This is a genomic window from Photorhabdus noenieputensis, from assembly GCF_018448935.1.
Taxonomy (GTDB): Bacteria; Pseudomonadota; Gammaproteobacteria; order Enterobacterales; family Enterobacteriaceae; genus Photorhabdus; species Photorhabdus noenieputensis.
The window spans coordinates 86,233-109,643 of the sequence record NZ_RCWC01000002.1 but is presented as its reverse complement, the minus strand read 5'-3'; the positions used below and the strand labels follow the sequence as shown (position 1 = coordinate 109,643).

Genomic DNA, 23,411 nt, shown 5'->3' with positions numbered 1-23,411 from the left:
AAAATAATACCTGTTTCTGATAAAAATGACAAAAAAGGTCCATTGATTATTACGACAAAAGATATTTTTGACATCGAAAACCAAGAGCATATTAATAAAGCCAATGATATTGAAATCTGCTTGCGGGATTTACAAATACTACCATTAATATCAGAGATATAAGTATGACAGACAGAGCCGTAATCCGATTAAACGACCTAACCGATCATGGTGGTAAAGTCATTACCACCATTGATAATTACGTGTATCAAGGCATGCCTGTTGCCGCCAAAGGTGATTTAATAAGCTGTCCTAAACACAAAGGGGTTTTTCCTATTGTGGAATCTCGGTTCGACACTGGCTAGCAAAGTAAATTATCCCATAGTGAAAGCACTGATTATGGCCTTTTACCACCATCCTATGCTTGAAACAGGCTTTGCGAAGCAATTAATGTCGCGCCACAAGAGGTTTTCATGCCCTCCAGTGCGTACATTTGTCCATTGGAGCTGATTATTTTAGGCGTCCCTTCCACAATGGTTTGATTACCGCCACATTTTGGACAGGATACAGCATCCCCAACCCGAGCCGCTTTCTTCCCTAACACATCAAAGCTTCCATCACCGGCTAACACCTTGCCACCATGCGAAGTCGAATCACCGACCAAAATAATAGGACGTGACATATTTCCCTCCATTAACTAATGATTAAATATTAATTTCAGCTTCCAACATCTGGCTATCATGACGCCATCACTTGATTAAAGAAAACTTATCTAAATAAAACTCATTGAAATAAATTACATAATTATGTTAATAGAACACCTAAAAAATTTACCTTATTAACTGTTTTAAACCAAGAATTACACATATTTAAATTATCAACCTTGATATCCATCAGCTCAAAATATAAATTTACATTAATGTTTGATCGGAAAAAAGACAAAGGTAGATATGGAAAATTTTGAAGATTTCTATCGGGAAGCACTTTCACAAATAAAGCATGGTCTGCGTAACGCAGCACAAGAACACCCACACCTGGCCCCATTTACCCCTGAATCTGGTGACCCGGATGTTCTCCGAGTACTGGAAGGTTTTGCGCTTCTAACTGCCGGTATTAAGCAGAAAATTGATGATGGCTTCCCAGAAGTCATTAACCCTCTTTTGCGAAAGGTATGGCCGATACCTTTACATCCGATCCCTTCAACCAGCATTGTCCAGCTAGATATGCAACCGGGCAGCATGACTGAAACCACAAACATTGCCAAAGGCAGTGAAATTTCCGCCATACAGCAGAATCAATCCATTACATTCAGAACCACTCAAGATATCAATATTGAGCCTATTACCTTGATCCATAAAACGCTGACACACAGCGAAAACAAGAGCCTGATATCACTGACCTTTCAATATCATGGCCCAACTACCCACTGGAAGACAGGGCCAGTCACGCTTTTTCTGGGAGAAGATCAAAAACTGGCGTCTTTACTGACCAAATACGTGGATCAATCGCTGGACAACACTTATCTGAAAACATCCCTGAAAGAGACGGAGATGTGGCTGGCTATTGAGATCGCTCCACGCCTGAAAGAAAATTTGGTCCTGCCAAGACCACATGACTATTTCTGGCCGTTGCAGGTGTTATACGAATACCTCTATCTGCCACATGTTAATGACTTTATGTCATTTGATTTATCGGAAGAAATCGCTGAGCTCCCTTTGGGAGAAGATAAGCAATTTACGATTATTCTAGAATTTGACTGTAACATTCCCATCGAGGACATTACACCCGCATTTATTCCCCATTGCGTACCCGTTATTAACCTGGCTCCGGCAAGAACAAAACCGATAACATTTGAAAAGGGCAAATCGCGTTATGTATTAGCAGCGAATGAAATCTTTAGTATTGATAACATTAAACTCCAATCCGATCCTGATGGAGCATCTGGCGGATCTGCTCACAGCGTTCCTCTTATCAATAGCGCGCAACTGGCCGCCTGCCATTTTGCCGAACCCGGTGACAACATATTACTTTTTAACCATATACGGGAAGAATCGCCATTTGGTGGCAATCAAATTAATCTCACGTTTTATGATCATCAGGCAAAACCCGTAACAGAACACCACTATCGCGAATTTTACTGCCAATATCACAGATATCATACGCAGGCACGGACATTGGGCATCGGACAAATCTGTATACCCAGCGAGCAGATACCCAGCCATATTCAGGCCAGGAATATCGTGTCGGCGTCAAAAGATCTTCCTGCCGTCGTAAACAGTCATCAGCATTGGCCGATACTATCTTTGTTGTCGATTGGGCCATTTTTTCTCAGTCATATTGAATCAGTCAGATCTCTGGTCAAACAACTTGATACCTTCGCGCATCTGGACGCCCCGCGTAGTCGGCATATTCAGCGCATGGCCGATGGCCTCAACGCTATCTACCTTGAGCCATACTACCATTTTGACAAGGGCATTCCCGTGAGAGGCCAAGCCATCACACTGCGCATAACACCAGAAAATTATGAACATGAAGGAGAAATGTATGCTTTTGCCAAAACACTACACACCGCTTTCTCCCTCTGTTTTGTTGAAACCAGCTTTCACAGATTAACCGTTATCAATAACGGCACCAATGAATGTTGGGAATTTTACAATATGCCTGGGCATCAGAAGATCATGTAATTGAAGGAAACATTATGAAAACCGGACTCCGCTTTTCCTGCACCATCGGCAATCTGCCGCCCATGACTTTTGCGGTAGTGAATTTTACATTAGATGAAGCGCTTTCATCGTTATTTACCCTGTCTCTCACATTAGCGGCAAACCGTTCAGATATTGATACAGACACCCTGCTGCTCCAAACCGGGCGGTTCACCGTCACCCGTGACGATATTCTGCAACGTGAAGTGAAAGGATTGGTTGAAAGTGCGGTAGTTGGCACCACAAACCGGCATCAAACTCAGTATCACCTGACAGTCAGACCAGAAATGTGGCTGCTGACACTCGATCAGGACAGCCGTATTTATCACCAGCTCAGTGTCCCCGATATTTTACAAAGCATCCTGAAACAGAAGAAACTCCGGGCCAATATGCATTTGAATAACCCACACTCAACGCGGGAATACGTCACCATGAAAAGGGAATCATCCTACGATTTCTTTACCCGTCTGGCGGCTGAGGAGGGGATTTTCTTCTGGTTCGCCGATGACGGGCTCTATCTGAGTGATAGCTACCTGAACATGAGAGCGCCGGATACGTTGATTTATAACCCGGACGTCACCAGCGCAGTAGAAGAAAATGTTATCTACAAATGGTCTCTTGGCTCCTACATGCGCCCGGAATCTACCGATCAAAAAGACAGAAATTATCACAACCCCAATTACGCTTTACAGCATAACGCCACGGATTTTGAAGCGGAGAACGGCACGCCATTTCATATTTTCGAAAGTTACGGCCGTTTTCAGAAAGACAAAGAGGGCATGCCGTTTACCCAATACCGGCTGGAAGCTTTGCGTGTTGATAGCAAATCAGGGCAAGCGGACAGTAATTGTATTCGGTTAATGCCCGGCAGAATCTTTACATTGACCAACCACCCGATTGACGCCATGAATGACCGCTGGCAAGTCGTCTCTTCCCAACATACCGGGCATGTCCCCGCCGTTTTAGGCGATAACGGAACCGGCACTACCCTGAATTCACACACCCAGTTCATTCCAGGCCGCAACGATTGGCGTCCGCCATACCGCTATAAACCATTGGCCGACGGCGACGAAGTTGCAACGGTTGTCGGGCCCGGCACTGAAGAAATTTACGTCAACAAAGATGGCGCGGTTCGCGTTCATTTTCACTGGAACCGTTATGATGCGCCTGACGACCAAGCTTCTTGCTGGGTGCGGGTTGCACAAGGGTGGAATGGCAACGGATTTGGTTTTCTGGCAACACCGCGAGTAGGTCAGGAAGTGATTATCTCCTATCTCAACGGCGATATTGACCGGCCTATTATTACCGGATGTACTTACAACGGCCTTAACCGCCCGCCGCTGAATTTACCCGCGGAAAAGACGCGCACCACGTTCAGAACCAAAACGCATAAAGGTAACGGCTTTAACGAATTACGTTTTGAGGATGAAAAAGGACGGGAAGAGATTTATATCCACGCTCAACGTGATCAACTGATCCAAATTAACCACGATAAGACACAAAAAATAGAGCACGACGAAAGCCACACGGTCATGAATGATCGGCGGCATAAAATCGGCAATGATGAATTTATCCGTATCATGAATGAACAACATATTCAGGTGGATAAAAATCAGTTCGAAACCATTGAGAAAGACAAAATTACCCGGATCAACAATAGCTGGAAGGAAGAGATCTACGCCTCCCATTTCCAACAAATTGGTGAAAACAAACAGAGTGATATCAAAGGCAATTACCAATTAAATGTCATTAAAGGCATTCACTCACACACCAAAATACATACCCTGCAAGCCAGTGATACATTGATCCTCAGAGGTAAAGCAGGAAGCATCACTCTGGATGCGCAAGGCATCACACTAAACGGCAACATCTTTCTGAAAGGCCCGGTGGTAGTGCAAGGGGGAAGCGCAGGCACCGTGCCAACATTGACCGGTGCAGCCAATGAAGGACAGCCCATCGCTCAGGATTGCAAAGGAAAAGCCGATGCACAGAAGGAAACATCAGAGTGAAAACGCAATCCTCATTTAATTCAGCCTATTACTGGGTTGCCAATTGCACCTACCAAGCGATAGGTAATGAAAAACATCCTGCCGGACAATATTCAGCCAAAGCATTAATCTATGCGCCGACTGAATACGAGGCACTAACAAAGCTGTGCAATTACGTTATCGGTTTCGGAATAGCAAACGGTCAATACCAAGACATTATTGCCTTACAAACCTATTTGATGGAAAGCACTCTGCCCGAATTACGGTTAATACGCCATATCCAACAGATAAGCGATCAACACCCCGTAATATTGGTAGAACAGGAAAATGTTGACTCTCCACTGCCTGCCGCTCGTGGTGATCTAATCTTGACACAAGCCACTGATATACCTGTTTATGGAGATAACGAACATCTCTACGCGGTCATTGATGCGGCAATATACCAACAGGCAGGACGATTTATCATTCCTGATCTGCTCGCTTCCTCCTTACGCTGGCAAGGATTATTTCAGGGAGAAACTCAAGTTTCACTGGAAGATAGCGCCCCTTATCTGGTTGAACTGCATAAAGACAGTAGCAATCAGCCAGAGCTACAGCGATACATTATGAATGCCGATAACCGGGCAGAGTTGAGCTTGTTTATCCAAAGCGAACAACCTTTTGAAACGCTACTGAATCATCTGCGTAAGTTCACCTATTTAAAAAATGAGCTGACTCAGACGTGGGCATTTTTCCGTTTCTATCATCCCAACACACTGACAACACTGCTTAATACCCTGTCCGACGGGCCACTAGCCCATTTTATGCAAGGGATCAACGCAATGTGGTTCTATGGTGATAAACCCGATACCCGCCACATTATCACCATCACCGAAAACGTCCGACAGGCAAAACCCACGCCTGTCACGCTCAATCGCCGCTTGTGCGAACTGTTTGATCAACAAGCGCAACAACGCCTTACATTTAAAACCATTGATTTTATTCAGGAAAACCTGGCTGAACGCTGTCAGGTGAATAAAAACACCCTGCCTGCTTTTGTTTTACAGCAGACGAATCAAGCTTATCTGCAAGGGCTAACGCAACAGCGGGCCATACTCTATTATGTTGCCGCCAGGTGTTTAATGCCCGATGATGAAGTTCACTGGCAACAGTTTTGGGAGTCAGCCTGCTCGCAAACAGAAACGCAGGAAATACGGGCACATTCACTTTTCAAACAATGCGACACACTGACAACCAAGGAAATATTATGACCACTGACATTCAGGAACGTTTCGACAAATTAATAGAAAAAGCTTACGAAATGTTCCCACAAAATCTTGAAGCAGATACTTATATTCAGCCCTGTGACTGCGATGTTAAACCGATTTACCCGGTTCGCTATGCTTATGTGAACTTTTTCGGCAAGGAGCTGGAAAAACCAGAAGCACCGCCGGATATCCACACCCTGATGTTCTCTTCATCACTCCAACAAACCAAAGGCTATGCCGCCCGCCTGCTGCGTCCCGGCTGGATATACATCAAGGAAGAAGACCCGCTCACCACCCGCGGCAGCAAGGCCCGGGGCTATCTGCACATCTTTAAATACTGCGTGTCAGAGAAAGAAGTTAACGGTAAAAAACAGCGGGTAGAGAAATTTAAAAAATACATGTTCCTCAACCGCAGAGATGCCAGTGAAGGGCTTATCCCTGAGCCGGGCATTCGTGGCGAAGGTCATCCATTCCTGTTTGTCGCCAAAGATGTCATCAATATCAGTATCGCCTACAGTGAACACCCGTGGCACTCCTCGGTACTGGCTAAGATTGACAACAGTCTTGAACTGCGGCAGAAAACCATGCAGTTCATCAATCTCGAACAGAAGCAATCCCTCTTTGCGGTTAACGCCTCAAACAAGTATTTTCGAAAACTGATTGTCGATTACAAAATCCGGCAGGAACAGTTTGCCAACATCAAGGCCATCATTGAAAAAGACATCAATGAACTGGATTTGGCTGACGTCAGTATTGATACGCTGACCACTCAGGACAGCTACGAAATGGACGCCGGTAAGATTATCCAGGAAATCAACAGTTATCTGCACTTCAATGAACAGGCGCGGATTGTGATCCTGCATGACCCGGTAGGCCGTCAGCGGGACATTGTGGAAGCCTATTCTATCCTGAATTTGTGGCAACAGAGCTATAACGCCTCCAACATCTATCCACTGACTATCGGTTTCTATGTCGAAAAGCTCAAAGCCACCAAAAACCCGGAGCTGAAAAAGAAAATAGATGACAGTATTCATCAGGACCGCTGGAACAACGACTGGCCGAAATTGAAAAAAGTCACCGAAGATTTTGAAGCGCGTCAGGCGATGTTTATGAAATTGTTTGAAGCCTTTGCGGATAACCCGGACCTCAGTTATCAAGTCGGCGGGCTGCAAAATTACTTTCACTACTTCTTTTCACTGCAAGATGAAAAGGAGACGCTGGAAGAAGAGGATGCGCTGGAGTTCCGGTTTTTCAGTGAAATCCTCTCCGGCCTGCTCGGCAACCTGCAATCATCCTTGCCCGGCCAGCAGGTTTTAGCGAAGCTTGCAGCCAAAGAGTCAGACGGCAACGGGGATGGCAACTTCTGGCGCACCATTACCACCGGGGTTGTCACCGTACTAAATAACGACAAAGTAAAATCACCGATGCTTAAGGGCCCGTTTATTAGTGGCGTCGATAATATTCTGCTGGGGATGGGGACCTTTCTGGCAACCGTCTGCGCCTATACTAATCAGGCAATTTATCAGGGTTCAAGTTATGTCCGGCAGCTTCCCCAGAAAGCGATTGACCAGATAACCCAACAACTGGTTCCGGCCCTGTTATCCACGCTGGGGGTGGTGATTGAACCGGATGGCAGAGTGGCACTCAGTGAACAGAGCTATCAGGAAGTGCTGAAACGGCTGGAATCGAAATCGAATCGCCATCGACCTGACCCGGCAGTACGTCAACAGGCTATCGGAGAACGGATGATTAACTGGAGTAAACGCCTGGAATCACTTGGCAATAAACCGGTGATAACTCTGCCGGAAGTTAAGACCAGTGTGGACTCGCCAGTTCAGCTTTTTACCTTAGAAGGGGCTAATAAAACCTCTATTGGTTTACTGTTTGATTCTTCATTGACCGGTGTCAGCCTGTTCCTGAATGCATTCACCCTGGCCGATGTGATTATGCAAACAGAATATGCCCGCAACAACCCGTTACAACCCGGATCTTCCTATATGAACCTGTTGCGCTTTAGTACTGCGGTGATTGGAATGAGTGCTGATTTGACCTCTCTCGGTTCGACGTTGGCTAGCAAAGTAAACTCTCCCATAGTGAAAGCACTGATGAATGGGCTAAAAGTGCCTGCTATTAATATCGCAATGGTCAACCAGTTTTCCCGTGTTGCCGGTAGTGTGGCGGGATATTTAGGCGCAATTGTCTCCTTCTATGATGCCAGTAACGCTTTCAAAGTGGGTAATAACATGGAAGGTTATGGCCAAGTTGCTATAGGAACAGGTTCTACCATTTTAGCAACAGCAGTCTTGATCGGAGCGGCGGCAGGTACCTTCCTGACTGCGGGTGTATTCACTGCGATAATCGTGGGGGCCAGTTTGCTTATCGGTGGCAGTATTGTACAAGCTAGCAGTGCCTGGTCGGATTTGGAGAAAGTACTGAACAACTGTTTTTGGGGAGCTGGAAATAAGTATGCATTTTGGGGCAAAAAGGGAAGACCTACTACTATATACAATCAATTAGAAATAGCGAGAGGCATGAATAATGACACGCAAAAGCATTTCGTTATCGAAAATCAAGAATTTTTAAATCTGTTTATTCAGCCAAGCCTAAATATAATTGAGGGATTTGGCGTCACTACCTATCGTTTCACCTTACCTGCTTTTCAGATAAACCTCTCAAATATTCGCGGAATCTTTGTGACTTCTCCTAAAACCTCTTACTGGGGAGAAGACGTCGATTATGTTGAGATTAACCGTCGCAAATATACCCTAGATGCTTTTCGCAATACCAAATTCAAGGAAGCTCAGGAACAAGCCAAACTTACCCTAAATGGCGATACAGCAACACTAGAAATAGTATTCCCAGAAACAATAGGCGTTTATCCTCGCAGTAGCGAATTGTACTGGTACTATGAACAATCAGAAAATGTTATTGCCCCTCTGCGTTATTTATGGGGAGAAGAACCCACAGCAGAAAATACCATTAAGGGCAGTTTTGATGGAGAACGTACACTATGAAGCAACGCCTAAAAAACTTACTCAAAAAATGGTTTCCTACTATTCATCCACTGCCAACCAAACGGCTAGCTCGCTGGGAAAAAGAACTTCTGGCAGCACCACCGGATATTAAGGATGAGGAAACAACTAAGCATGTAGAAATATTGGACTACCTTGATAATAAGGAATGCCATATCCGTAACACTCAACGCCGTGCCCGGAGTATTGCTTTGATTCCTGTTACATTAGGAATTATTAGTAGTCTTATTTTAAATATTAACGGATTTATCGAAGACCGTAAAAATGATGAAGCAGGTATCCATAGTTGGGTAGCATTGGTAAAGAAGAAATATGGTGAAGAATTTTATCTACGTAACGATTTACCAGACTATATGGAAGATGCCCGTTATATTGGTAACGATAAAGAAATCTCCCTAAAAAAATATTTACATTACCGTTATAACTATTATCTGCACAGCGACTCCTTTTTGAAAATTGATATAGGTTTTCTGCTACTCTATCTACTGATTATTCCTCCTTTTGTCTGGGCCATCTTTTTCTTACGCCGTCAAGCTCCATTAATTATCGACCGTGAACGGCAAATTTTTTACACCTGGTATAAAGGCAAAGCCTATGCCGCTCGTTATCCACAAGTAGGCATGGCAGAAAAAACTAATATTCTGTTCCTCAAAGTCTACGGTCTGGACGAGAACAATCAACTTATCGGGCGTGGTTTTATCCCTAATGTCAGCAGTTATTCTTTTGCTTTTTTAAGCAGTGGCAATGATAAAGGTTTGGCGCTGGCTTTTATGGTGAAATTCTTATTAAATGGCAAAGAGGCAGTCAGTAAGGTGGATTATAAACGTCGTGAACCGCTTATCTGGTGGAGTAAAGATAAAAGACCTGCCGATTTAGAAGCTCAAATTCCGTTGATTCTGGCCGAATTGGATCGCTTAGGTCCCCCTGATGAAGATCTTTCCGAATGAAACAACGATTAAAAAACTTACTCAAAAAATGGTTTCCCACTATCCATCCATTGCCAGCCCAACGGCTGGCACGCTGGGAAAAAGAAATTCTGGCAGCACCACCAGATATTAAGGATGCAGAAGCCATTAAGCACGTGGAAATACTGGACTATCTTGATGATAAGGAGTGTCATATTCGCAACACCCAACGCCGCGCTCGGAGTATTGCTTTGATCCCGGTCACACTGGGGATTATTAGTAGCCTAGTACTAAACGTTAACGATTTTATTGAAACATGGCGGGCAGCAGAAAAGAATCTGCTTTGGTCTGTTAACGATGCAAAAAAAGATTATGGTGAGAAATTTTATTTGGATCCTGCTCTACCGGATTTTCTTAAAAAGTATGAATATATTTCTTATGATAAAGAAATTTCCCTAAGAAAATACCTATATTATCGCTATAACCATTATGAATATAGCAATAATATTTTAATAACTGATATGGCATTTTTATTGCTTTACCTACTGATTATTCCTCCTTTTGTCTGGGCCATCTTTTTTTTACGCCGACAAGCTCCATTAATTATCGACCGTGAACGACAGATTTTTTACACCTGGTATAAAGGCAAAGCTTATGCTGCCCGCTATCCACAAGTAGGCATGGCAGAAAAAACTAATATTCTGTTCCTCAAAGTCTACGGCCTAGACGAGAACAATCAACTTATCGGGCGTGGTTTTATCCCTAACGTCAGCAGTTATTCTTTTGCCTTCTTAAGTAGTGGCAATGATAAAGCTCTGGCAGTCGCTTTTATGGTGAAATTCTTATTAAACGGTAAAGAGGCGGTCAGTAAAGTGGATTATAAACGCCGTGAGCCGCTTATCTGGTGGAGTAAAGATAAAAGACCTGCCGATTTAGAAGCTCAAATTCCGTTGATTTTGGCCGAATTGGATCGCTTAGGTCCCCCTGATGAAGATCTTTCCGAATGAAGCAACGATTAAAAAACTTACTTAAAAAATGGTTTCCCACTATTCATCCTTTGCCAGCCCAACGGCTGGCTCGTTGGGAAAAAGAGATTCTGGCGGCACCACCGGATATCAAGAACGAGGAAACCATTAAGCACGTGGAAATACTGGATAGCCTTAACGATAAGGAATGCTGGGTTAGAAATCCCCAACGTCGCTTCCGAAGTATTACCTTAATCCCGGTAACACTAGGATTAATTACTAGCCTGTTATTAACAGTGAATGATTTTATAGAAGAGCGAAAAAGTGCTGAATCTAATCTTCGTTATTGGATAGAGTTGGTAAAGGGAAAATATGGCGAAGAGTTTTATTTTCGCAATGATTTGCCCAATTATATGGAAGATGCCCGTTATATTGGTAACGATAAAGAAATCTCTCTGAGAAAATATCTGCATTATCGCTATAATTATTATAAATATAGTGATGATATTTTTTTAACCGATATGGCATTTTTACTACTTTACCTACTGATTATTCCACCTTTTGTTTGGGGTGTGTTTTTTTCTCTCCGACAAGCGCCATTAATTATCGACCGTGAATGGCAAATTTTTTACACCTGGTACAAAGGTAAAGCCTATGCCGCCCGCTATCCACAAGTAGGCATGGGGGAAAAAACTAATATTTTTTATCTCAAAGTGTATGGACTGGACGAAAACAATCAACTTATCGGGCGTGGTTTTATCCCTAACGTCAGCAGTTATTCTTTTGCTTTTTTAAGCAGTGGCAATGATAAAGGTCTGGCAGTCGCCTTTATGGTGAAATTCTTATTAAACGGCAAAGAGGCGGTCAGTAAGGTGGATTATAAACGCCGTGAGCCGCTTATTTGGTGGAGTAAAGATAAAAGACCCGCCGATTTAGATGCTCAAATTCCATTGATTTTGGCAGAATTGGATCGCTTAGGTCCCCCTGATGAAGATCTTTCCGAATGAAACAACGATTAAAAAACTTACTCAAAAAATGGTTTCCCACTATTCACCCACTGCCAGCCAAACGACTGGCGCGCTGGGAAAAAGAAATTCTGGCGGTACCACCGGATATTAAGGATGAAAAAACCATTAAACATGTGGAGATATTAGATAACCTTAATAATAAGGAGTGCTGGGTTAGGAATCCTCAGCGTCGTTATCGGAGTATTGTTCTAATTCCAGTTACTCTGGGGATTATTAGTAGTCTGGTGTTAAATGTTAACGATTTTATAGAATCAAGAAAAAAAAATGAGGAAGCTATTCATAGATGGGTCGGTTATGCAAAAAAAGACTATGGCGAAAAATTTTATCTACGTAATGATCTACCTGCTGATATGGAAGATGTCCGTTATATCGGTAACGATAAAGAAATTTCATTAAGGAAATATTTATATTATCGTTATACTTTTTTCCCAAGTAGCTCTCAACTACTCATAATTGATATAAGTTTCCTGCTACTTTACCTACTGATTATTCCACCCTTTGTATATTGCATATTTTTCTGGAGACGTCAGGCACCATTAATTATCGACCGTGAACGACAGATTTTCTACACTTGGCATAAAGGTAAAGCCTATGCTGCCCGTTATCCACAATTAGGTATGTTGGAAAAAACCAATATTCTGTATCTCAAAGTCTACGGACTGGATGAAAATAACAACCTTATCGAACGTGTCTTTATCCCTAATGTCAGCAGCTATACTTTTGCTTTTTTAAGCAGTGGCAATGATAAAGCGCTGGCAGTCGCCTTTATGGTAAAATTCTTATTAAACGGCAAAGAGGTGGTCAGTAAAGTGGATTATAAACGCCGTGAGCCGCTTATCTGGTGGAGTAAAGATAAAAGACCTGCCGATTTAGACGCTCAAATTCCTTTGATTTTGGCAGAATTGGATCGCTTAGGTCCCCCTGATGAAGATCTTTCCGAATGAAACAGCGATTAAAAAACTTACTCAAAAAATGGTTTCCCACTATCCATCCATTGCCAGCCCAACGGCTGGCACGCTGGGAAAAAGAAATTCTGGCGGTACCACCAGATATTAAGAATGAAGATACTATTAAGCATGTGGAAGTACTAGACTACCTTGATAATAAGGAATGCCGTATTCGTAACACTCAACGCCGCGCTCGGAGTATTGCTTTAATCCCGGTTACACTGGGGCTCATCAGTAGCCTGGTATTAAACGTTAATGATTTTATAGAATCGCGAAAAAAGAATGAAACGTGGATTCATAGTTGGGTAAACTTGGCGAAGAAAAAATATGGAGAAGAATTTTATCTACGGAATGATTTACCTGATTATATGGAAGATGCTCGTTATATTGGTAATGATAAAGAAATTTCACTAAGGAAATATTTATATTATCGTTATACTTTTTACCCAAGTAGCACCCGATTGCTCATAATTGATATAAGTTTCCTTCTGCTCTATCTGCTGATTATTCCTCCTTTTGTCTGGGCCATCTTTTTCTTACGCCGCCAGGCACCATTAATTATCGATCGCGAACGGCAGATCTTTTATACCTGGTATAAAGGCAAAGCCTATGTTGCTCGTTATCCACAAGTCGGTATGGCAGAAAAAACTAATATTTTTTTCCTAAAAGTCTACGGACTGGATGAAAATAATAACCTTATAGGACGTGGCTTTATCCCTAATGTCAGCAGTTATACTTTTGCTTTTTTAAGCAGTGGTAATGATAAAGCGCTGGCAGTCGCCTTTATGGTGAAATTCTTATTAAATGGTAAAGAGGCAGTCAGTAAAGTGGATTATAAACGTCGTGAGCCGCTTATCTGGTGGAGTAAAGATAAAAGACCCGCCGATTTAGACGCTCAAATTCCATTGATTTTGGCAGAATTGGATCGCTTAGGTCCCCCTGATGAAGATCTTTCCGAATGAAACAACGATTGAAAAATATACTCAAAAAATGGTTTCCCACTATTCATCCATTGCCAGCCCAACGGCTGGCATGCTGGGAAAAAGAGATTCTGGCAGCACCACCAGATATTAGGGATGCAGAAACCATCAAACATGTGGAAATACTGGACTATCTTGATGATAAAGAGTGTCATATCCGCAATCCTCAACGCCGTTTTAGGAGTATTAATCTAATCCCTGTTACATTAGGGATTATTAGTAGTCTTATTTTGAATATTAACGGATTTATCGAAGACCGTAAAAATGATGAAGCTGGGATCCATCGGTGGGTCAATCTAGTAAAAGAGGAATATGGTGACGAATTTTATCTACGTGATGACTTACCCGATTATATGGAAAATGCTCGCTATATTGGTAATGATAAAGAAATTTCACTGAGAAAATATTTACATTACCGTTATAATTACTATCGGCATAGCGACTCTTTTTTGAAAATTGATATAGGCTTCCTACTACTCTATCTACTGGTTATTCCACCTTTTGTTTATTGCATATTTTTCTGGAGACGTCAGGCACCATTAATTATCGACCGTGAACGACAGATTTTCTACACCTGGCATAAAGGTAAAGCCTATGCTGCACGTTATCCACAATTAGGTATGTTGGAAAAAACCAATATTCTGTATCTCAAAGTCTACGGATTGGATGAAAATAATAACCTTATCGAACGTGTCTTTATCCCTAATGTCAGCAGCTATACTTTTGCTTTCTTAAGTAGTGGCAATGATAAAGGTCTGGCAGTCGCCTTTATGGTGAAATTCTTATTAAACGGCAAAGAGGCGGTCAGTAAAGTAGATTATAAACGCCGTGAACCGCTTATTTGGTGGAGTAAAGATAAAAGACCTGCCGATTTAGAAGCTCAAATTCCATTGATTTTGGCAGAATTGGATCGCCTGGGTCCCCCTGATGAAGATCTTTCCGAATGAAACAACGATTAAAAAACTTACTCAAAAAATGGTTTCCCACTATCCATCCACTGCCAGCCCAACGGCTGGTCCGCTGGGAAAAAGAAATTCTGGCAGTACCACCATATATTAAGGATGCAGAAACCATCAAACATGTGGAAATACTGGATCGCCTTAATGATAAGGAGTGTTGGGTTAGAAATCCCCAGCGTCGCTTCAGGAGTATTAACTTGATCCCAGTAACTCTGGGGATTATTAGCAGTCTGGTGTTAAACGTTAACGATTTTATTGAAACATGGCGGGCAGCGGAAAAGAACCTGCTTTGGTCTGTTAATGATGCAAAAAAAGATTATGGTGAGAAGTTTTATTTGGATCCTGCTCTACCAGATTTTCTTAAAAAATATGAATACATTGCCCATGATAAAGAAATTTCCTTAAGAAAATACCTGTATTATCGCTATAACCATTATAGATATAGCAGTAATATTTTAATAACTGATATGGCATTTTTATTGCTCTATCTACTGGTTATTCCACCTTTTGTTTATTGCATATTTTTCTGGAGCCGTCAGGCACCATTAATTATCGACCGTGAACGACAGATTTTCTATACCTGGCATAAAGGTAAAGCCTATGCTGCCCGTTATCCACAATTAGGTATGCTGGAAAAAACCAATATTCTGTATCTCAAAGTCTACGGATTGGATGAAAATAATAACCTTATCGAACGTGTCTTTATCCCTAATGTCAGCAGTTATACTTTTGCTCTTTTAAGCAGTGGCAATGATAAAGGTCTGGCGCTAGCTTTTATGGTGAAATTCTTATTAAATGGCAAAGAGGCGGTCAGTAAAGTGGATTATAAACGCCGTGAGCCGCTTATCTGGTGGAGTAAAGATAAAAGACCTGCCGATTTAGACGCTCAAATTCCGTTGATTTTGGCCGAATTGGATCGCTTAGGTCCCCCCGATGAAGATCTTTCCGAATGAAACAACGATTAAAAAACTTACTCAAAAAATGGTTTCCCACTATTCATCCATTGCCAGCCCAACGGCTGGCACGCTGGGAGAAAGAAATTCTGGCGGTACCACAGGATATTAAGAATGCAGAAACCATTAAACATGTGGAAATACTAGACTACCTTGATAATAAGGAATGTCATGTTCATAATACTCAACGCCGCGCCCGAAGTATTGCCTTGATCCCAGTTACATTAGGGATTATTAGCAGCCTAGTGTTAAATGTTAATGATTTTATAGAATCGAGAAAAAAAAATGAAATAGGCATTCACCGTTGGGTTAATTTAGTCAAAGAGGAATATGGTGATAAATTTTATCTACGCAATGATTTACCTGATTATATGGAAAATGCACGTTATATTGGTAACGATAAAGAAATCTCTCTGAGAAAATATCTGCATTATCGCTATAATTATTATAAATATAGTAATGATATTTTTTTAACTGATATGGCATTTTTGCTACTTTACCTACTGATTATTCCACCTTTTGTTTGGGGTGTGTTTTTCTCTCTCCGACAAGCACCATTAATTATCGACCGTGAACGGCAAATTTTTTACACCTGGTACAAAGGCAAAGCCTATGCCGCCCGCTATCCACAAGTAGGCATGGGGGAAAAAACTAATATTTTTTATCTCAAAGTTTATGGCCTGGACGAAAACAATCAACTTATCGGGCGTGGTTTTATCCCTAACGTCAGCAGTTATTCTTTTGCCTTCTTAAGTAGTGGCAATGATAAAGCGCTGGCAGTCGCCTTTATGGTGAAATTCTTATTAAACGGCAAAGAGGCGGTCAGTAAGGTGGATTATAAACGCCGTGAGCCGCTTATCTGGTGGAGTAAAGATAAAAGACCCGCCGATTTAGATGCTCAAATTCCGTTGATTCTGGCAGAATTGGATCGCCTAGGTCCCCCTGATGAAGATCTTTCCGAATGAAACAACGATTAAAAAACTTACTCAAAAAATGGTTTCCCACTATCCATCCACTGCCAGCCCAACGGCTGGCTCGCTGGGAAAAAGAAATTCTGGCAGCACCACCGGATATTAAGGATACAGAAACCATTAAGCACGTGGAGATATTGGACTACCTTGATAATAAAGAATGCCATATTCGCAATACCCAACGCCGCGCTCGGAGTATTGCCTTGATCCCAGTTACATTAGGGATTCTTAGTAGTCTTATTCTAAATATTAACGAATTTATCAAAGAACGGAAAATTGATGAGAGAGGTATTCATCAGTGGGTCAATTTAGTAAAAGAGGAATATGGTGACGAATTTTATCTACGCAATGATCTACCCGATTATATGGAAAATGCTCGTTATATTGGTAACGATAAAGAAATCTCCCTAAGAAAATATTTATATTACCGTTATAACTATTATCGGCATAGTGACTCTTTTTTGAAAATTGATATAGGTTTTCTGCTACTCTATCTACTGATTATTCCTCCTTTTGTCTGGGCCATCTTTTTCTTACGCCGTCAGGCACCATTAATTATCGACCATGAACGACAGATTTTTTACACCTGGTATAAAGGTAAAGCCTATGCCGCTCGCTATCCACAAGTAGGCATGGCAGAAAAAACTAATATTCTGTTCCTCAAAGTTTATGGCCTAGACGAGAACAATAAACTTATCGGGCGTGGTTTTATCCCTAACGTCAGCAGTTATTCTTTTGCTTTTTTAAGCAGTGGCAATGATAAAGGTCTGGCGCTGGCTTTTATGGTGAAATTCTTATTAAATGGCAAAGAGGCAGTCAGTAAAGTGAATTATAAACGCCGTGAGCCTCTTATTTGGTGGAGTAAAGATAAAAGACCCGCCGATTTAGAAGCTCAAATTCCTTTGATTTTAGCAGAATTGGATCGCTTAGGTCCCCCTGATGAAGATCTTTCCGAATGAAGCAACGATTAAAACATTTAATCAAAAAATGGTTTCCTACTATTCATCCATTGCCAGTTCAACGGCTGGCCCGCTGGGAAAAAGAAATTTTGGCGGCACCACCAGATATTAAGGATGCAGAAACCATCAAACATGTGGAAATACTGGATCGCCTTAATGATAAGGAGTGCTGGGTTAGAAATCCCCAGCGCCGTTTCAGGAGTATTAACTTGATCCCAGTAACACTGGGGATTATTAGCAGCTTTGTATTAAACGTTAACAATTTTATCGAAGAACGAAAGAGTAATGAATCAGAAATTTATCGGTGGGTTAATATAGCTAAAAAGGAATATGGTGAGAAATTTTACTTACGCGATGATTTACCGGGCTATCTGAAAGATACACGCTATATTGGCAATGATAAAGAAATTTCACTAAGAAAATATTTATATTATCGATATACCTTTTATCCAAGTAGTTCCAGACTTCTCAAAATTGATATAGGTTTCTTGCTGCTCTATCTGCTAATTATCCCTCCTTTTGTCTGGGGAGTGTTTTTTTCACGCCGTCAGGCACCATTAATTATCGATCGCGAACGACAGATCTTTTACACCTGGTATAAAGGCAAAGCTTATGTCGCCCGCTATCCACAAGTAGGCATGGCAGAAAAAACTAATATTCTGTTCCTCAAAGTCTATGGTCTGGACGAGAACAATCAACTTATCGGGCGTGGTTTTATCCCTAATGTCAGCAGTTATTCTTTTGCTTTCTTAAGTAGTGGCAATGATAAAGGTCTGGCGCTGGCTTTTATGGTGAAATTCTTATTAAATGGCAAAGAGGCAGTCAGTAAGGTGGATTATAAACGCCGTGAGCCGCTTATCTGGTGGAGTAAAGATAAAAGACCCGCCGATTTAGAAGCTCAAATTCCATTTATTCTGGCCGAATTGGATCGCCTGGGTCCCCCTGATGAAGAGCTTTCCGAATGAAACAACGATTAAAAAACTTACTCAAAAAATGGTTTCCTACTATTCATCCATTGCCAGCCCAACGGCTGGCACGCTGGGAAAAAGAAATTCTGGCAGCACCACCAGATATTAAGGATGCAGAAACCATTAAGCACGTGGAAATACTGGACTACCTTGATAATAAAGAATGTCATATCCGCAACACCCAACGCCGTGCCCGGAGTATTGCTTTGATCCCGGTCACACTGGGGATTATTAGTAGCCTAGTACTAAACGTTAACGATTTTATTGAAACATGGCGGGCAGCGGAAAAGAACCTGCTTTGGTCTGTTAATGATGCAAAAAAAGATTATGGTGAGAAGTTTTATTTGGATCCTGCTCTACCAAATTTTCTTAAAAAATATGAATACATTGCCCATGATAAAGAAATTTCCTTAAGAAAATACCTGTATTATCGCTATAACCATTATAGATATAGTAATGATATTTTGGTAACTGATATAACATTTCTGCTACTCTATCTACTGATTATACCTCCTTTTGTCTGGGCCATCTTTTTCTTACGCCGTCAAGCTCCATTAATTATCGACCGTGAACGGCAAATTTTTTACACCTGGTATAAAGGCAAAGCTTATGCCGCCCGCTATCCCCAAGTAGGCATGGCAGAAAAAACTAATATCCTGTTCCTCAAAGTTTATGGCCTGGACGAAAACAATCAACTTATCGGGCGTGGTTTTATCCCTAACGTCAGCAGTTATTCTTTTGCTTTCTTAAGTAGTGGCAATGATAAAGCTCTGGCAGTCGCCTTTATGGTGAAATTCTTATTAAATGGCAAAGAGGCAGTCAGTAAAGTGAATTATAAACGCCGTGAGCCGCTTATCTGGTGGAGTAAAGATAAAAGACCCGCCGATTTAGACGCTCAAATTCCATTTATTCTGGCAGAATTGGATCGCTTAGGTCCCCCTGATGAAGATCTTTCCGAATGAAACAACGATTAAAAAACTTATTCAAAAAATGGTTTCCCACTATTCATCCATTGCCAGTCCAACGGCTAGCTCGCTGGGAAAAAGAACTTCTGGCAGCACCACCAGATATTAAGGATGCAGAAACCATTAAGCACGTGGAAATACTGGACAGCCTTAACGATAAGGAATGCTGGGTTAGAAATCCCCAGCGTCGCTTCCGAAGTATTACCTTAATCCCGGTAACACTAGGATTAATTACTAGCCTGTTATTAACAGTGAATGATTTTATAGAAGAGCGAAAAATTGCTGAATCTAATCTTCGTGATTGGATAGAGTTGGTAAAGGGGAAATATGGCGAAGAGTTTTATTTGCGCAATGATTTGCCCAATTATATGGAAGATGCCCGTTATATTGGTAACGATAAAGAAATCTCTCTGAGAAAATATCTGCATTATCGCTATAATTATTATAAATATAGTAATGATATTTTTTTAACTGATATGGCATTTTTGCTACTTTACCTACTGATTATTCCACCTTTTGTTTGGGGTGTGTTTTTCTCTCTCCGACAAGCACCATTAATTATCGATCGCGAACGACAGATCTTTTACACCTGGTATAAAGGCAAAGCTTATGTCGCCCGCTATCCACAAGTAGGCATGGCAGAAAAAACTAATATTCTGTTCCTCAAAGTTTATGGCCTAGACGAGAACAATAAACTTATCGGGCGTGGTTTTATCCCTAACGTCAGCAGTTATTCTTTTGCTTTTTTAAGCAGTGGCAATGATAAAGGTCTGGCGCTGGCTTTTATGGTGAAATTCTTATTAAATGGCAAAGAGGCAGTCAGTAAGGTGGATTATGAACGCCGTGAGCCGCTTATCTGGTGGAGTAAAGATAAAAGACCTGCCGATTTAGACGCTCAAATTCCGTTGATTCTGGCCGAATTGGATCGCTTAGGTCCCCCTGATGAAGATCTTTCCGAATGAAACAGCGATTAAAACATTTACTTAAAAAATGGTTTCCTACTATTCATCCTTTGCCAGCCCAACGGCTGGTTTGTTGGGAAAAAGAGATTCTGGCGGCACCGCCAGATATTAAGGATGCAGAAACCATTAAACATGTGGAAATACTGGACTACCTTGATGATAAGGAGTGTCATATCCGCAATCCTCAACGCCGTTTTAGGAGTATTACTCTAATTCCTGTTACACTAGGACTAATTACCAGTCTAGTATTAACTGTGAATGATTTTATGAAAGAACGAAAGGATACTGAATCAGATATTCATTCCTGGGTAGAGCTAGTAAAAGAAAAATATGGAGAAAAGTTTTATCTGCGTGACGATTTACCAGACTATATGGAAAATGCCCGTTATATTGGTAATGATAAAGAAATATCACTAAGGAAGTATTTATATTATCGTTATACTTTTTACCCAAGCAGTACTAGATTGCTCATAATTGATATAAGCTTCCTGCTACTTTATCTATTGATTATTCCACCCTTTGTATATTGTATATTTTTTTGGCAGAGTCAGGCACCATTAATTATTGACCGTGAACGACAGATTTTCTACACTTGGTACCAAGGTAAAGCTTATGCCGCCCGTTATCCACAATTAGGCATGGTGGAAAAAGCTAATATTTTGTATCTCAAAATATATGGGCTAGACGAAAATAATAAACTTATCGGACGTGGTTTTATCCCTAATGTCAGCAGTTATACTTTTGCTTTCTTAAGTAGTGGCAATGATAAAGCTTTGGCAGTCGCCTTTATGGTGAAGTTTTTATTAAACGGCAAAGAAGCGGTCAGTAAGGTGGATTATAAACGTCGTGAACCGCTTATCTGGTGGAGTAAAGATAAAAGACCTGCCGATTTAGAAGCTCAAATTCCGTTGATTCTGGCCGAATTGGATCGCTTAGGTCCCCCTGATGAAGATCTTTCCGAATGAAACAACGATTAAAACATTTACTTAAAAAATGGTTTCCTACTATTCATCCATTGCCAGCCCAACGGCTGGTTCGTTGGGAAAAAGAAATTCTGGCAGCACCGCCAGATATTAAGGATGAAGAAACCATTAAGCACGTGGAAATATTGGACTACCTTGATAATAAGGAATGCCATATCCGTAACACTCAACGCCGCGCCCGGAGTATTACTTTGATCCCTGTAACACTGGGACTAATTACCAGTATGTTATTAACGGCAAATGATTTCATAGAAGAACGAAAGAGTAATGAGTCAGAAATTTATCATTGGGTTGATGTAGCTAAAAAAGAATATGGGGAGAAATTTTATCTACGCGATGACCTTCCTGACTATTTGAACGGTATGAATTATATTGGTGATGATAAAAATCTGTCCCTGAGAAAGTACTTACATTATCGATATAATTATTATCGATATAGCGACTACCTTTTTAAAGTCGATATAGGTTTTCTGCTACTCTATCTACTGATTATTCCTCCTTTTGTCTGGGCCATCTTTTTCTTACGCCGTCAGGCACCATTAATTATCGACCGTGAACGGCAGATCTTTTACACTTGGTATAAAGGTAAAGCCTATGTCGCTCGCTATCCACAAGTAGGCATGGCAGAAAAAACTAATATTCTGTTCTTCAAAGTTTATGGCCTAGACGAAAATAATAACCTTGTCGGGCGTGGTTTTATCCCTAACGTCAGCAGTTATTCTTTTGCTTTCTTAAGCAGTGGTAATGATAAAGGTCTGGCGCTGACTTTTATGGTGAAATTCTTATTAAATGGTAAAGAGGCGGTCAGTAAGGTGGATTATAAACGTCGTGAGCCGCTTATTTGGTGGAGTAAAGATAAAAAACCCGCCGATTTAGAAGCTCAAATTCCGTTGATTCTGGCCGAATTGGATCGCTTAGGTCCCCCTGATGAAGATCTTTCCGAATGAAACAACGATTAAAAAACTTACTCAAAAAATGGTTTCCCACTATCCATCCATTGCCAGCCCAACGGCTGGCTCGCTGGGAAAAAGAACTTCTGGCAGCACCACCGGATATTAAAGATGAGGAAACAATTAAGCATGTAGAAATATTAGACTACCTTGATAATAAGGAATGCCATATCCGTAACACTCAACGCCGCGCCCGGAGTATTACCCTAATCCCGGTTACATTAGGGATCATTAGTAGCCTTATTCTAAATATTAATGGATTTATCAAAGATCGTAAAAATGATGAGAAAGGTATTCATCAGTGGGTCAATTTAGTAAAAGAGGAATACGGTGACGAATTTTATCTACGCAGTGATCTACCCAGCTATATGGAAAATGCCCGTTATATTGGTAACGATAAAGAGATATCTTTGAGAAAATATCTTCACTATCGCTATACCTTTTATCCTAGTAGTTCACGGATTATCAAAATTGATATAGGCTTCATACTCCTTTATCTAATAATTATCCCACCTTTTGTCTGGGCCATCTTTTTCTTACGCCGTCAAGCACCATTAATTATCGATCGCGAACGGCAGATCTTTTATACTTGGTATAAAGGCAAAGCCTATGCCGCTCGCTATCCACAAGTAGGCATGGCAGAAAAAACTAATATTCTGTTCCTCAAAGTTTATGGCCTGAACGAGAACAATCAACTTATCGGGCGGGGTTTTATCCCTAACGTCAGCAGTTATTCTTTTGCTTTTTTAAGTAGTGGCAATGATAAAGCTCTGGCGGTCGCCTTTATGGTGAAATTCTTATTAAACGGCAAAGAGGCAGTCAGTAAAGTGGATTATAAACGCCGTGAACCGCTTATTTGGTGGAGTAAAGATAAAAGACCTGCCGATTTAGAAGCTCAAATTCCTTTGATTTTGGCAGAATTGGATCGCTTAGGTCCCCCTGATGATGAAGAAAACAAATGAAAAAAC

21 protein-coding genes and 1 pseudogene are annotated in these 23,411 nt (G+C 41.3%); 21 read left to right on the top strand and 1 reads right to left on the bottom strand.

What is annotated here, in order from left to right:
* Window positions 1–162, top strand: a pseudogene (locus EAE91_RS24880) (Imm52 family immunity protein); the annotation flags it as partial.
* Between the two features lie 2 nt (window positions 163–164).
* Complete coding sequence (locus EAE91_RS02560) at window positions 165–344, top strand: PAAR domain-containing protein (RefSeq protein ID WP_214087126.1); 180 nt, start codon at window positions 165–167, stop codon at window positions 342–344.
* Between the two features lie 53 nt (window positions 345–397).
* Here EAE91_RS02560 and EAE91_RS02555 read toward each other — a convergent pair whose 3' ends face one another.
* On the bottom strand, window positions 398–661 hold the full coding sequence (locus EAE91_RS02555) for a PAAR domain-containing protein (protein WP_214052259.1): 264 nt from the start codon (window positions 659–661) through the stop codon (window positions 398–400).
* Between the two features lie 268 nt (window positions 662–929).
* Between EAE91_RS02555 and EAE91_RS02550 the strand changes: the two genes are divergently transcribed.
* Genes EAE91_RS02550 through EAE91_RS02460 form a run of 19 tightly spaced genes read left to right on the top strand, consistent with a single transcriptional unit; the run spans window position 930 to window position 23,405 of the window.
* Window positions 930–2,663: a type VI secretion system baseplate subunit TssF gene (locus EAE91_RS02550; protein WP_244868629.1), complete on the top strand. Its 1,734-nt coding sequence runs from the start codon at window positions 930–932 to the stop codon at window positions 2,661–2,663.
* 14 nt (window positions 2,664–2,677) lie between these two features.
* Window positions 2,678–4,690 (top strand): type VI secretion system Vgr family protein, encoded by a 2,013-nt coding sequence (locus tag EAE91_RS02545; protein WP_214087124.1) that lies wholly within the window; start codon window positions 2,678–2,680, stop codon window positions 4,688–4,690.
* Window positions 4,687–5,919, top strand: a complete 1,233-nt coding sequence (locus EAE91_RS02540; RefSeq protein ID WP_214087123.1) for a DUF4123 domain-containing protein — start codon at window positions 4,687–4,689, stop codon at window positions 5,917–5,919. Before EAE91_RS02545 ends, EAE91_RS02540 begins: the two co-directional genes overlap by 4 nt.
* Window positions 5,916–8,930: a toxin VasX gene (locus EAE91_RS02535; protein WP_214087122.1), complete on the top strand. Its 3,015-nt coding sequence runs from the start codon at window positions 5,916–5,918 to the stop codon at window positions 8,928–8,930. The genes EAE91_RS02540 and EAE91_RS02535 overlap by 4 nt, the downstream gene beginning before the upstream one ends.
* Entirely contained in the window at window positions 8,927–9,895 is a 969-nt protein-coding gene (locus EAE91_RS02530) for a hypothetical protein (protein ID WP_214087121.1), read from the top strand. The genes EAE91_RS02535 and EAE91_RS02530 overlap by 4 nt, the downstream gene beginning before the upstream one ends.
* The gene (locus EAE91_RS02525; protein ID WP_214087120.1) at window positions 9,892–10,860 is read left to right on the top strand and encodes a hypothetical protein; all 969 of its coding nucleotides are present in this window, start codon (window positions 9,892–9,894) and stop codon (window positions 10,858–10,860) included. The genes EAE91_RS02530 and EAE91_RS02525 overlap by 4 nt, the downstream gene beginning before the upstream one ends.
* Window positions 10,857–11,825, top strand: a complete 969-nt coding sequence (locus tag EAE91_RS02520; protein ID WP_214087119.1) for a hypothetical protein — start codon at window positions 10,857–10,859, stop codon at window positions 11,823–11,825. The genes EAE91_RS02525 and EAE91_RS02520 overlap by 4 nt, the downstream gene beginning before the upstream one ends.
* On the top strand, window positions 11,822–12,790 hold the full coding sequence (locus tag EAE91_RS02515) for a hypothetical protein (RefSeq protein ID WP_214087118.1): 969 nt from the start codon (window positions 11,822–11,824) through the stop codon (window positions 12,788–12,790). Before EAE91_RS02520 ends, EAE91_RS02515 begins: the two co-directional genes overlap by 4 nt.
* A complete protein-coding gene (locus tag EAE91_RS02510; protein WP_214087117.1) occupies window positions 12,787–13,755 on the top strand; it encodes a hypothetical protein in 969 nt (322 codons plus the stop codon). The genes EAE91_RS02515 and EAE91_RS02510 overlap by 4 nt, the downstream gene beginning before the upstream one ends.
* On the top strand, window positions 13,752–14,720 hold the full coding sequence (locus EAE91_RS02505) for a hypothetical protein (protein WP_214087116.1): 969 nt from the start codon (window positions 13,752–13,754) through the stop codon (window positions 14,718–14,720). Before EAE91_RS02510 ends, EAE91_RS02505 begins: the two co-directional genes overlap by 4 nt.
* Window positions 14,717–15,685, top strand: a complete 969-nt coding sequence (locus tag EAE91_RS02500) for a hypothetical protein (RefSeq protein WP_214087115.1) — start codon at window positions 14,717–14,719, stop codon at window positions 15,683–15,685. The genes EAE91_RS02505 and EAE91_RS02500 overlap by 4 nt, the downstream gene beginning before the upstream one ends.
* Complete coding sequence (locus EAE91_RS02495) at window positions 15,682–16,650, top strand: hypothetical protein (RefSeq protein ID WP_214087114.1); 969 nt, start codon at window positions 15,682–15,684, stop codon at window positions 16,648–16,650. The genes EAE91_RS02500 and EAE91_RS02495 overlap by 4 nt, the downstream gene beginning before the upstream one ends.
* On the top strand, window positions 16,647–17,615 hold the full coding sequence (locus EAE91_RS02490; protein WP_214087113.1) for a hypothetical protein: 969 nt from the start codon (window positions 16,647–16,649) through the stop codon (window positions 17,613–17,615). Before EAE91_RS02495 ends, EAE91_RS02490 begins: the two co-directional genes overlap by 4 nt.
* Complete coding sequence (locus EAE91_RS02485; RefSeq protein ID WP_214087112.1) at window positions 17,612–18,580, top strand: hypothetical protein; 969 nt, start codon at window positions 17,612–17,614, stop codon at window positions 18,578–18,580. The genes EAE91_RS02490 and EAE91_RS02485 overlap by 4 nt, the downstream gene beginning before the upstream one ends.
* Complete coding sequence (locus EAE91_RS02480; RefSeq protein WP_214087111.1) at window positions 18,577–19,545, top strand: hypothetical protein; 969 nt, start codon at window positions 18,577–18,579, stop codon at window positions 19,543–19,545. Before EAE91_RS02485 ends, EAE91_RS02480 begins: the two co-directional genes overlap by 4 nt.
* Window positions 19,542–20,510, top strand: coding sequence for a hypothetical protein (locus EAE91_RS02475; protein WP_214087110.1), 969 nt, complete (start codon window positions 19,542–19,544; stop codon window positions 20,508–20,510). Before EAE91_RS02480 ends, EAE91_RS02475 begins: the two co-directional genes overlap by 4 nt.
* The gene (locus EAE91_RS02470) at window positions 20,507–21,475 is read left to right on the top strand and encodes a hypothetical protein (RefSeq protein ID WP_214087109.1); all 969 of its coding nucleotides are present in this window, start codon (window positions 20,507–20,509) and stop codon (window positions 21,473–21,475) included. The genes EAE91_RS02475 and EAE91_RS02470 overlap by 4 nt, the downstream gene beginning before the upstream one ends.
* Complete coding sequence (locus EAE91_RS02465; protein ID WP_214087108.1) at window positions 21,472–22,440, top strand: hypothetical protein; 969 nt, start codon at window positions 21,472–21,474, stop codon at window positions 22,438–22,440. Before EAE91_RS02470 ends, EAE91_RS02465 begins: the two co-directional genes overlap by 4 nt.
* Complete coding sequence (locus tag EAE91_RS02460; protein WP_214087107.1) at window positions 22,437–23,405, top strand: hypothetical protein; 969 nt, start codon at window positions 22,437–22,439, stop codon at window positions 23,403–23,405. The genes EAE91_RS02465 and EAE91_RS02460 overlap by 4 nt, the downstream gene beginning before the upstream one ends.
* Window positions 23,406–23,411: the final 6 nt, after the last annotated feature.